This window comes from Rhodospirillales bacterium RIFCSPLOWO2_02_FULL_58_16 (genome assembly GCA_001830425.1).
In the GTDB taxonomy this organism is placed as follows: domain Bacteria; phylum Pseudomonadota; class Alphaproteobacteria; order Rhodospirillales; family 2-02-FULL-58-16; genus 2-02-FULL-58-16.
In genome coordinates this window covers 39,087-49,582 of record MIAA01000031.1, presented here as the reverse complement: position 1 = coordinate 49,582, position 10,496 = coordinate 39,087, and the positions used below count along the sequence as shown (strand labels likewise).

The window sequence follows — 10,496 nt, the reverse complement described above, 5'->3', positions numbered from 1 at the left end:
TAAATATGAACAGGGCTTTGGCGGCATGATCAGCAACCGGAATACACCTTAACTTCGCCGCCGAACTGTCCAAACAAGTAGGACCACCTCATCCTGTGGGCATCTTTGAGCGATACTTGACCCTATGGGTTGCTCTTTGCATCGCGGCGGGCGTGACGCTCGGCTACTATTTTCCGGCCCCCTTCCGGGCCATTGGAGGGATGGAAGCGGCGAAGGTCAATCTGCCTATGGCGCTGCTCATCTGGCTGATGATTATTCCCATGCTGCTGAAGATCGATTTCGGCGCTCTGCATCAGGTGAAGAAGCATTGGAAGGGCATCGGCGTCACCCTGTTCATCAACTGGGCGGTCAAGCCCTTCTCAATGGCGCTTCTGGGCTGGTTGTTCGTGAACCACCTCTTCCGCCCCTTCCTTCCGCCTGAGCAGATCGACAGTTATATCGCAGGGCTGATCCTGCTGGCGGCGGCGCCTTGCACGGCTATGGTCTTCGTCTGGTCGAATCTCTCGAATGGCGAGCCGCACTTTACCCTTTCACAAGTGGCCCTCAACGATGTCATCATGATTATCGCCTTCGCGCCCATCGTGGGCCTGTTGTTGGGACTGTCGTCAATCACGGTGCCGTGGGACACGCTTTTCCTTTCGGTGGTTCTATACATCGTCGTGCCGGTGATCATCGCCCAGGGCTGGCGGATCGCCTCGCCAATGCGCAACGCAGCCGGTTCAATTTGGTCGGATAATGCTCTAAGGCCGGTTTCGCTGGTTTCGTTGCTTGCCACGTTGGTGCTGCTGTTCGGCTTCCAAGGCAATCAGATCATCTCCCAGCCGCTGATTATCATACTGCTGTCCGTGCCGATCATCGTCCAGGTCTATTTGAATTCCGGCCTGGCCTATCTTTTGAATCGCAAGCTGGGCGTGGCGCATTGCGTAGCCGGCCCCTCCGCCTTGATCGGCGCGTCCAATTTCTTCGAACTGGCGGTGGCGGCGGCGATTACCCTGTTCGGCTTAGAGTCGGGCGCGGCATTAGCGACCGTCGTTGGGGTGCTGATCGAGGTTCCGGTGATGATCTCGGTAGTCGGCATGGTCAATCGCTCTAAAGACTGGTACGAGGAAGGGATATGATCCAAGCGACCCGAAACAGACGGTGCGGGTGCTGACGGTTATGCTGGCGGAGGAGTATTAGGTCATGATATTTACTCCATTCTCGATGTGGAGGAGGTGTGAGAAGATCATGCTCGTTGCCCCCCCCTCATCCGTGATTTTGCATAAAAAATCTTGCGAAACCAATGGTGGCGGTTAACACTGCCCGGATGATAGGAGTTGACTTATTTTCAGGGGCAGGGGGGATGTCGATTGGCGCGACTATGGCGGGCGTTGACGTACGTTTTGCTGTGGAGGCTGATCCGCATGCGGCGGCAACCTACCGCTTTAACCATCCTGACGTCATCGTTTTCCAAGACGATATCCGCCGCTTAAAGGATTTTTCACATCTTCGGTTTGATGACGAGGTCGTTGTATTTGGGGGGCCGCCGTGCCAAGGTTTTTCTACCTCTAACCAGCGAACACGATCAGCATCCAACCCAAACAACTGGTTATTTAGGGAATTTTTGCGTGTCGTTTCTGAAATTGGCCCTGACTGGGTCGTCTTCGAAAATGTCCGTGGCATCCTCGAAACCGAACACGCCTTTTTCGTTAATTTGATCAAGAAGTGTTTAGAGAATCTTGGCTATACGCTTTCGTATACTGTTTTGAACGCAGTCGATTTTGGCGTTCCGCAACGCCGGTTAAGGTTATTTGTTATAGGGTCGCGGCAAGGTGTACAGGTCCCTTTTCCTGCCCCGACATGCAAGAAGCCTGTTTCGGTTATGGAGGCCATAGGAGACCTTCCTGATCTTGAAAATGGGGCAGCAGTCGATCTTATGGATTACAAGAGCGAACCCGTGTCTGATTACGCCTACCGGATGAGGGGCAATAAAAAAATCGCCACTAACCATCTCGTTACACATAATGCCAGTTATGTTGTTAAACGATATTCCCATATTCCACCGGGAGGCAATTGGGAGGATATCCCAAGTCGGCTAATGAAAAATTATGCAGATAAGTCGAGGTGCCATACCGGTATTTATCGTCGGCTCAAATTGAAAGAGCCGTCCGTTGTGATCGGAAATTACCGCAAGAACATGCTGGTCCATCCTACGCAGGATAGAGGGCTTTCTGTTCGGGAGGCGGCAAGGCTTCAATCGTTTCCAGACTGGTTTCGTTTCATGGGGTCTATCGGTTTTCAACAACAGCAGGTGGGTAACGCTGTTCCTCCTATGCTTGCAGAGGCAGTGTTTCGGAGCGTTATTGATGTTTCACGCGGAGTGAAAACCCGTGTGGCAGCATAGTAGAGGCAATTGATGGAATTGGTGGAGGGAAGTCTGGAAGAAACTCTGCAGCACCTCGCAAAAGAGAAGCCCGATGATTTTCCTACAGGTCACACCAATCTAAATTATTTTAAACGATACACTGATTTACGCGATAAGCTTAATGCTGAATTTCACCCACACGTCCGAACTGGAGCGATGATCACTGATGGCGGTCTCCTTACCGACCATGGTCCAGATCATATTAAGACGGTTATCAATCGCTCGGGTCAGTTGCTTCATATCAAAGATGACAAGCAAGGGTACGATCTTACTGGTTACGAGATTTATCTTCTTCTTGTCGCTATCCATTTTCATGACGTTGCGAACATTCTTGGTCGCGACGATCACGAGAAACGCATTGGCGATGTGATGGCAAAATATTCATCGCACCTGGGCGATAGCGTCGAGCAAGAATATATTCAAAAAATCGCTGGCGCACATGGGGGCAATATTGATGGCGATAAAGACACGATTTCTCGTCTACCGTACGAAGAGCCCGTAAATTGTAAGCGTATCCGGCTTCAAATTCTTGCTTCAATTCTTCGTTTTGCAGATGAATTAGCCGATGATAGTTCTCGTGCGAGTACGACCATACAAGAATTTAATAACATCCCTGGAGGCAGCGAAGTCTTTCATAAGTATGCATCTTGTCTTAATTCTGTCATGGTGGACCCGTCCGCGAAATCTGTTGAACTGCATTTCTTTGTGAACGTTGCGGACCTGACCCGTACCTTTGGGAAGAAAACAAATGATGGTGTTGAGCAGGTATATTTGTTGGATGAAATTTATTCTCGCACGCTTAAAACGCACATTGAGCGAATATACTGTAGCCGTTTCATGGTCCCGTTCGTAGATATAAGAACGATTTATGTCCGAGTTAAAGGGCTTCGAGCGGGTGAGGAAATCGGTGAGAAAATGCCAACGATTGATTATCGGCTTGAAGAAACGGGATACCCTGAAGCGAAGAAAGGCGGGGTGCTCAACATGTGCGGGATTAGCCGAAATTGGAATGGTGGTCCGAAGAAATTAACAGGCGAGGTTTTGGCAAAAAAACTTATAAAAGATGCCAAAAATAAGGGGAACGGCGATGCATAACCCATTCGACGTTCAAACGCCTGAAAATTTATCAACAGAAGATATGATTTCTCTTTTTGTGTCGGAAAATACGGACTACTACCAAATAGAAAAGGCTGGTCATACTTTCATTTCCGGTCCGCGCGGGGCTGGGAAAAGCATGATTTTTCGTTTCTTGGAACCGGACTGTCAGTGCCGACACACCGGGAAAAAACTGTCAAAACTTGAGTATTACGCTGCTTATATTCCTATCAAAGAAACAGACTTGAATCTGCCTGAATTAGCCCGCCTACAGGCTAAACATGCGACGATAGTTCTTAATGAACATGCTCTGGTGATACACGTCGCAACCAAGTTTTTTGTTTCGTTGGCTGAGCGAGCGCCGATTGAAGGCGCTAGCGAAAAAAAGAACATCCAGCAATATGAAAGTTTTTATTATGATAAATTATCGAAACTTTTATTCCGTAGCGGATGGAAGGATGAACTTCCGTCACTTAAATGCTGTAAAAACATTAAAGATCAATTGAAAATTACGCTGTCTCTATTTGATGATGTATTTGGACAATTGAATCATTATATGAGGAAATTGTCTTTCTGTTCAGAGGTTCTTCCATATGAAGGAACTTTATTTGGATACACAGATTTTCTTGTGCCACTAATTAAGGCGCTAAAAGAGTCCCCCTTTATGCCAGAGGGCCCAATTTTTTTACTTATTGATGATGCAGATAACCTGAATAAATCTCAGGCGATGGTGCTCAATTCGTGGGTAGCCCGAAGGACAACAGGCTTTTTATGCCTGAAAGTGTCTGCTCAGGAAGGAGAGTATAAGACTTATGCATCAGTAGGTGGGCAACGCATTGACGCGCCTCACGATTATTCAGAGTTCAATATCTCTGATAAGTACACAAGTCGATTTGATAATTTTAAAGTCCGAGTTCGAGATATTATTGCAAAACGCTTGACTCATCACGGGGTTGAAAAAACGCCGGAAGACTTTTTCCCTGTGAATAAAAAACAAGAAGAAGAGATAAAGGCTATAGGTGAAGAAATTGCGAAAGTATGGTCTGAAAGGGGGCGAGGTTATAGACCTAGGGACGATGTATTAAGGTATGCTAGGCCTGAGTATATGAAAAGACTAGCGGGGACGAGTAAAAGTGGTTCGACGTATAGCTATGCTGGATTTGAACAACTTGTTCACTTATCCTCTGGCATTGTTCGGCATTTCTTAGAATCAGCATCTATGATGTATGCTGAAACAGTATCAAAATCGGGTGGTGAGCCTCTTTCAAGCATTCCTCATGGTATTCAAAATCAGATAGCTAACGATTATTCAAATGCATTCCTTTTTTCTGAATTTAGCAAAGTAGAGAAAGATGAAGGTGATCCAAGTCTAACGTTGGATAAACCGGCAAAACTGAAAAACTTGATTAATGCGCTAGGTGGGATGTTTAGACAAATTCTAATGTCGGAATGCTCTGAACAGAGGGTATTTAGTATCGCATTCTCGAATGGACCTGATATGGAGGTTCAAGAGGTGTTGAGCCTCGGTGTAAAGTACGGCTATTTCCATCGTTCCACCATAGGCAATAAAGAAGGCACAGGCAGAGTGCCGTTATACATTTTAACTCGTCGCCTTGCCCCGACGTTCAAGCTCGATCCAAATGGGTTTGCGGGATACAAATTCGTTCAAAATGAAGCAATAAAACAGGCAATGTATAGCCCGAAGAAACTGACAAATATGGTGCAGAAGCAAGGCTTCGAAACAGTAATGTCTACAGGCGGCCAAGGGAGCCTTTTTGAAAATGACTAGCGCAAAAGGGCTTCCCCCTCTTCCTCTGGCAGAACTTCAGAAAACGATGAGTCTTGATTTAGACCTATTTATTTGTTCCGCGAGTTTTGAAAGCCGTAGCTTATCCGCCCCAAAATCGTTAATGCCAGAAAAAGTCAAAAAAGTTTTCATGATGCGAAATGAGAACGTACAAGGCAAGGGGGTGGAGTACGGAGAACAAATCCTTGCGCACTTTAGAAAGCGTGCTGAGATGGTTCTTGTCTCAAAAACGTCTCCAATCAAAACTGCCGATGGGCTTCTAGCTGCCATTTCTTCGATGGAATTAGGAGATAACGCCAGTTGCCTCGTTGATATCACAACGATGACACACGAGGCGCTTCTTATTCTATTTAGAATACTAAATAAACAATTACCAAAATCTGTGGACTTAAAATTCGTCTACTCAGCTGCGAAAGAGTACGATCCCGGCAAGGCGGATGAGAACAAATGGTTGAGTCAGGGATTGGGCGAAGTAAGGTCTGTTTTGGGTTATCCAGGCGAAATGCGACCATCTAGAAAGAGCCATTTGATAGTGTTGGTAGGTTTCGAGGAAGAACGCGCTAGAAAGTTAATAGAGACCTACGAACCTGCAGCGTTATCTCTTGGCATAGGAGAGCTTCCCCCCGTTAATGAAAGCCATTTACGCGTGAATCGATCACATTTTAAAAGATTGCTGTCGTCTAACCCTAACTCTATAGAATTCCATTTTTCGCCCACCGACCCTCTCGCCGTGAGGGATATTGTTCTCGAAAAGGTCAAACTGTTTGAGGGGTTTAATGTGGTCATTGCACCAATGAACAATAAAATTTCAACATTGGGGGTAGCCTTGGCAGCGATTGAAAATCCTGAGGTTCAAATTTGCTATGGTCGAGCTATGGCGTACAACGTTGACAACTATTCAACGCCAGCGGACTACTGCTATGTATTCTCACTGCCTAGCGTGATATGATCTGTCTGGTTTAGGTTACCCCCCCTTTCCATATGAATGTTTTTCCCAAGCAATACCGTTGCCGGACGTACCATTTCGTGGCGGCGTTCAGACGCCAATTGAAACTCAATGGTATTCAAAAAAACCGGGGGCGCAATGCTGCACGATTTGGAAATCTGCCGAAAATGATAATCGGCGGATAAAGGGTAACCGTTAAATCACCCCCGTTGCCACCGGACATCGTGGGGAGTAGTTTCGCGGCCATGAGTAATATCGAAAAACCGGCGCCGTACGCCTGCTCGCCGGAGCATAGCCGTGGGCGTCTTTACCGGGAGCCGGAAAGCGCGACGCGGAGCTGTTTCCAGCGGGACCGTGATCGCATTATCCATTCGGCGGCCTTTCGCCGCCTGGAATACAAGACCCAGGTCTTCGTCAACCACGAAGGCGATTTCTTTCGCACCCGCCTCACCCACAGCCTTGAAGTATCGCAGATCGCCCGTTCGGTATGCCGCAGCCTGTGGCTGAACGAAGACCTGGCGGAGGCCCTCGCCCTTGCCCATGATCTGGGCCATCCGCCCTTCGGCCATGCCGGCGAGAACGCCCTCAAGGAAAAAATGGAGCCTTACGGCGGCTTCGACCATAACGCCCAATCGTTGCGGGTCATCTCCTGTCTGGAGCAGAGCTATCCCGAGTTTGACGGCCTCAACCTGACCTGGGAAGTCCTGGAAGGAGTGGTCAAGCACAACGGCCCTCTGCTGACCATGCCGCGAGCCGTCGCCGAGTACACAAGGGTCCATGACCTGGAGGTCGACACCTTCGCCGGCGCCGAGGCCCAGGTGGCGGCGCTTGCCGATGACATCGCCTACAACAATCACGATATCGATGACGGCCTGCGCGCCGGTCTGTTCACCGTCGGCAGTCTGAACGACGTGCCGCTGGTCGGGCCTATTTTCGCTGAAACCAGAAAAGACTACCCGGACCTGGACGAATCGCGGCTGATCCACGAAGCGGTGCGCCGCATGATCGGGGCCATGGTCGGCGACCTGCATAAGGAAACGGCGCGCCGCATTACCGAGGCCGCTCCCAAATCCGCCGATGACATCCGCCGCCTGAAGACGCCGGTGGCCGGCTTCTCCGACAAAATGCGCGACAACGACAAGGCTCTCAGGAAGTTCCTGTTTGACAATATGTACCGTCATTACCGGCTTAATCGCATGACCAGCAAGGCGCGCCGAGTGGTCAAGGACCTGTTCGGGTTGTTGATTGCGGAGCCGGAATGTCTGCCCGATGAATGGCGCGAGCAGGCCGGAAAGCCGGAAAGCGAAAAAACGGCCAGGGTAATCGCCGACTATATCGCCGGCATGACCGACCGCCACGCCGAGGACGAGCATCGACTGCTGTTCGATGTTCAGGCAAGAATTTCATGAACCTGTTCAGGCATTATCAGAATACGATCATCGGCATTATCGCTGACCTGGCCGCCGCCGGCAGCCTTCCCCAAGGACTGGACGCAAGACGGGTGTCCGTGGAACCGCCGCGTGACGCCTCCCATGGCGACATCGCCACCAATGCCGCCATGGCGTTGGCCAAGCCGGCGGGCGTCAAGCCGAGAGACTTGGCGGAAATGCTGAAAAAGCGCCTCGATTCGCTGGACTCCGTCGTCTCCTCGGAAATCGCCGGTCCCGGCTTCATCAACATGCGGTTGGCTGATCGTTTCTGGCGTGATCGATTGATTGAAATTCTGAAAGCCGGGCCGGCCTACGGCGATTCCGCCATCGGCGCCGGCGAGACGGTGAATGTCGAATATGTGTCGGCCAACCCGACCGGCCCCATGCATGTCGGCCACGGACGCGGCGCCGTAGTCGGCGACGCCCTGGCCTCGCTGCTGGAAAAAGCCGGCTTTAACGTTACCCGCGAATACTACATCAATGACGCCGGCGCCCAGGTGGACACCCTGGCCCGTTCCCTCCATCTGCGCTACCGTCAGGCGTTGGGCGAGGATATCGGCAAGATGCCGGAAGGCCTCTATCCCGGCGACTATCTGATCCCGGTCGGCAGAGAGTTAGCCGAGCGCGACGGGCGAAAATGGATCGACAAGCCGGAAAGCCTTTGGCTGGAGACCCTGCGAACCCACGCGGTCGAAGCGATGATGAACCTGATCCGCTCCGATCTGGCGGCGTTGGGCGTAAAATTCGATAAATTCACCTCGGAAAATCATCTTGTGAACCAGGGCGAGGTACAGGCCGCTTATCAAATTCTTCATGACAAGGGCCTGATTTACCAAGGCGTTCTTGATCCTCCCAAGGGTAAAACGCCGGATGACTGGGAAGCCAGGCCGCAAACCCTGTTCAAGGCCTCTGAATTCGGCGATGACGTGGACCGGCCGCTGCAAAAGGCGGACGGCTCGTGGACCTACTTCGCCACCGACGCCGCCTATCACCTGGATAAGTTTCGCCGTGGCTTCAAGACCATGATCGATGTCTGGGGCGCCGATCACGGCGGCTACGTCAAACGGGTAAGCGCCGCCGTCAAGGCGCTTACCGGGGGCGAAGGCGCGGTGGACGTCAAGCTGTGCCAGATGATCAATCTGGTGGAGAACGGAGTTCCGGTGAAAATGTCGAAAAGGGCCGGCGCCTTTGTCACCCTGCGCGGCCTGATCGACGAAGTGGGCAAAGACGTGGTGCGCTTCATCATGCTGACCCGCAAGAACGATGCTCACCTTGATTTCGATCTGGTCAAGGTAACGGAACAATCCCGCGACAATCCTGTCTTTTATGTTCAGTACGCCCATGCCCGCGTATATTCGGTGTTGCGTCATGCCGCTTCAACTTTCAGCGGCGAGGAATTGGAGGCGACGGCATTGGCCGAGGCTCAATTACAACGCTTGACCGATGCGGACGAGCTTGCTTTGATCAAGGTCATGGCGGCTTGGCCGCAGCTTGTGGAAAGCGCCGCAGAGGCTCACGAGCCTCATCGTGTCGCATTCTATCTCAATGATCTGGCTTCGAGCTTCCATGGGCTGTGGAATAAGGGAAATGACGACGCCGGACTGCGATTCATCGTCAAGGACGACCATGAGCTTACCAGGGCAAGACTCGCCCTCATCAAGGGCGCGGCCATCGTCATCGCCTCGGGACTGAAGGTAATCGGAGTCACGCCGCTTGAGGAGTTGCGCTGATGATTGATCTCGAAAAACCGGAAGAGCCGCTGATCATCCCGAACGTCTCGGAGGCGCTGGCTTTCGAGCCGGTAACGGCTGTTGTCAACTCCAGCAAACGATGGGGGCGGCTGTTGCCTGTTCTGATTGTGCTGACCCTCGGCGCCGGCGCCGGCATGTACTTCCTTCTCGGCAAATACCAGAGCGGTTTCGGTATCGCCGAAGGCGACATTCCGACAATCAAGGCGGAGGAAGGGCCGGTTAAGGTGCGCCCCGTCAACCCCGGCGGCATGGATGTGCCCAATCGCGACAAGCTGGTTTACGGACGCATGGAAGGCGGTGAAGAAAATCCGCAAGTCGAGCGGTTGCTGGCGCCTGCGGAAACCCCTCTGCCGCCTCCCTTGCCGGCACCCGTTGAGCCGGAGATTCCGAAAATAGTTGAAAAAACTCCGGAAAAGATTGTTGGCAAGAAAGAACCGGAACCGCTGATTCCCACGCCCGCCGTCCCCACCCCGGCGCAGGTGGAAGCCGTCAAGCCGCCGTTGCCCGCGCCTTCCCCGCCGCAGTCGGCAGGGAAAGACAAGGGGAAAGCCGCCGTGGCCGAGACGTCTGCAACAGGCAAGGACACCAATTCATTCAGGGTCCAGTTAGGCGCCGTTCGCACGCCCGAACATGCGCGCCTTGAATGGGAGCGGTTATCCCACAAGCATCCCGAACTGCTCGGCGGATTGGAGCTTTTTGTCACCAAGGTCGATCTTGGTCCGGGAAAGGGTATTTTTTATCGTCTGCGCGCCGGTCCCGTCGCCGGCGAGGCCGTCGCCGGCAAGTTATGCGCCGATCTGACCCCCCACAAGGTCAACTGCCTGATCATCCGTCCCGGAGAATAGAATGCTGTCTGTAATCTACGGCTGTTCCGGCCGAGAACTTAATGAGGCGGAGCGGAGCTTTTTTCGTCAGGCCGACCCGCTGGGCTTCATTCTTTTCGAGCGCAACTGCGCCGACCCCGATCAGGTGCGCCGCCTTGCCGCCGACTTGCGCGGCTGTATCGGGCGCAACGACGCCCCCATCCTTATCGACCAGGAAGGAGGACGGGTGGCGCGTCTGA

Annotated in this window: 8 protein-coding genes and 1 pseudogene (1 of these 9 only partly in view); all 9 read left to right on the top strand. The window is 52.0% G+C overall.

The features are described 5' to 3' along the window. Positions 1-95 precede the first annotated feature (95 nt). Positions 96-1,118: an arsenical-resistance protein gene (locus A3H92_01435; GenBank protein ID OHC74591.1), complete on the top strand. Its 1,023-nt coding sequence runs from the start codon at positions 96-98 to the stop codon at positions 1,116-1,118. A gap of 164 nt (positions 1,119-1,282) precedes the next feature. Continuing rightward, on the top strand, positions 1,283-2,383 hold the full coding sequence (locus A3H92_01430; GenBank protein OHC74590.1) for a DNA (cytosine-5-)-methyltransferase: 1,101 nt from the start codon (positions 1,283-1,285) through the stop codon (positions 2,381-2,383). A gap of 12 nt (positions 2,384-2,395) precedes the next feature. Then, a complete protein-coding gene (locus A3H92_01425; GenBank protein ID OHC74589.1) occupies positions 2,396-3,499 on the top strand; it encodes a hypothetical protein in 1,104 nt (367 codons plus the stop codon). Then, the gene (locus A3H92_01420) at positions 3,492-5,288 is read left to right on the top strand and encodes a hypothetical protein (GenBank protein ID OHC74588.1); all 1,797 of its coding nucleotides are present in this window, start codon (positions 3,492-3,494) and stop codon (positions 5,286-5,288) included. The genes A3H92_01425 and A3H92_01420 overlap by 8 nt, the downstream gene beginning before the upstream one ends. A gap of 121 nt (positions 5,289-5,409) precedes the next feature. Continuing rightward, a complete protein-coding gene (locus A3H92_01415; GenBank protein ID OHC74587.1) occupies positions 5,410-6,255 on the top strand; it encodes a hypothetical protein in 846 nt (281 codons plus the stop codon). Positions 6,256-6,497: 242 nt separating this feature from the next. Beyond that, positions 6,498-7,661 carry a deoxyguanosinetriphosphate triphosphohydrolase gene (locus A3H92_01410; GenBank protein ID OHC74586.1) on the top strand — a complete coding sequence of 388 codons (1,164 nt, stop codon included), beginning with the start codon at positions 6,498-6,500 and terminating at the stop codon, positions 7,659-7,661. Then, a complete protein-coding gene (locus tag A3H92_01405) occupies positions 7,658-9,412 on the top strand; it encodes an arginine--tRNA ligase (protein OHC74585.1) in 1,755 nt (584 codons plus the stop codon). The genes A3H92_01410 and A3H92_01405 overlap by 4 nt, the downstream gene beginning before the upstream one ends. After that, positions 9,412-10,278: a hypothetical protein gene (locus A3H92_01400; GenBank protein ID OHC74584.1), complete on the top strand. Its 867-nt coding sequence runs from the start codon at positions 9,412-9,414 to the stop codon at positions 10,276-10,278. Before A3H92_01405 ends, A3H92_01400 begins: the two co-directional genes overlap by 1 nt. Before the next feature lies 1 nt (position 10,279). Beyond that, a pseudogene (locus A3H92_01395) lies at positions 10,280-10,496 on the top strand (beta-hexosaminidase) (it continues 788 nt past the right edge of the window).

Bases quoted from the DNA above. Each gene is read 5' to 3' on its own strand.
- A3H92_01430 (OHC74590.1), top strand. From the start codon at position 1,283: ATGGTGGCGGTTAACACTGCCCGGATGATAGGAGTTGACTTATTTTCA.
- A3H92_01425 (OHC74589.1), top strand. From the start codon at position 2,396: ATGGAATTGGTGGAGGGAAGTCTGGAAGAAACTCTGCAGCACCTCGCA.
- A3H92_01420 (OHC74588.1), top strand. From the start codon at position 3,492: ATGCATAACCCATTCGACGTTCAAACGCCTGAAAATTTATCAACAGAA.
- A3H92_01415 (OHC74587.1), top strand. From the start codon at position 5,410: ATGCCAGAAAAAGTCAAAAAAGTTTTCATGATGCGAAATGAGAACGTA.
- A3H92_01410 (OHC74586.1), top strand. From the start codon at position 6,498: ATGAGTAATATCGAAAAACCGGCGCCGTACGCCTGCTCGCCGGAGCAT.
- A3H92_01405 (OHC74585.1), top strand. From the start codon at position 7,658: ATGAACCTGTTCAGGCATTATCAGAATACGATCATCGGCATTATCGCT.
- A3H92_01400 (OHC74584.1), top strand. From the start codon at position 9,412: ATGATTGATCTCGAAAAACCGGAAGAGCCGCTGATCATCCCGAACGTC.